This is a genomic window from Psychrobacter sp. 1Y4, from assembly GCF_051847555.1.
Genome location: NZ_JBPYDE010000682.1, coordinates 1 through 654, shown reverse-complemented (window position 1 = coordinate 654; position 654 = coordinate 1). Strand labels below are relative to the sequence as shown.

The 654-nt window shown below is 36.2% G+C and carries 2 protein-coding genes; both read right to left on the bottom strand.

From position 1 onward, the window contains the following. The coding region (locus ACS8FC_RS18310) for an Arm DNA-binding domain-containing protein (RefSeq protein WP_439297837.1) at positions 1-278 on the bottom strand (278 nt) is incomplete at its 3' end. A gap of 2 nt (positions 279-280) precedes the next feature. Then, positions 281-496 (bottom strand): hypothetical protein, encoded by a 216-nt coding sequence (locus tag ACS8FC_RS18305; protein WP_020442991.1) that lies wholly within the window; start codon positions 494-496, stop codon positions 281-283. Positions 497-654 lie beyond the last annotated feature (158 nt).

Genomic DNA, 654 nt, shown 5'->3' with positions numbered 1-654 from the left:
CTGCTAAAGCAATCAAAGTCTGAGCTTGAGTCCTTATGGCTATTCGTTGATCTCATGAGCTCTAAGCTTTGAAACTGCTCAAGCTTTTTACTCTGCGGAAAATAGTTTTCATATCGAAAACTACCTAATTGAATCTCTGCTTGCATTTTACTAACGAAATTTTCTAGACGCTTTCGATTAGACTTAGTGTCTGCTAGCAAGGTTTGCTCTCTACAACGTTGGCCTATGTATCGAAAATCTAAATATAGGTTGCCATTACGGCTATTGATACTTGCCATGATTACGCTCCCGCTGCAAACGGGATGGTATCGTCGTAGCCTGTCAGCATTAACTCTTCGATCTTTTGCCATATGAAAAGGATTTTTCTACCTCCAAATGGTTTGATGTAATGAACGCCCTCAATGAATACCGCATCCTTAAGTTGATTGCGTATGGTCTTGCTGTCATATTTAATACGTTGTGACAGCTCTTCGGTTGTTAAATAGGTATAACTCATAGTAAAATCCTTACTAAAGATTAAAGTGTTATTATCTAATAGCTTTATGACCTGCTATAGAACATAATTTACACTAAAAATCATCTTTTGCAAGACATTTTTATCTACAGTAGGTTATTTTATTATGGAGGAGGTTATGGTGAAATGTAATTTATCTA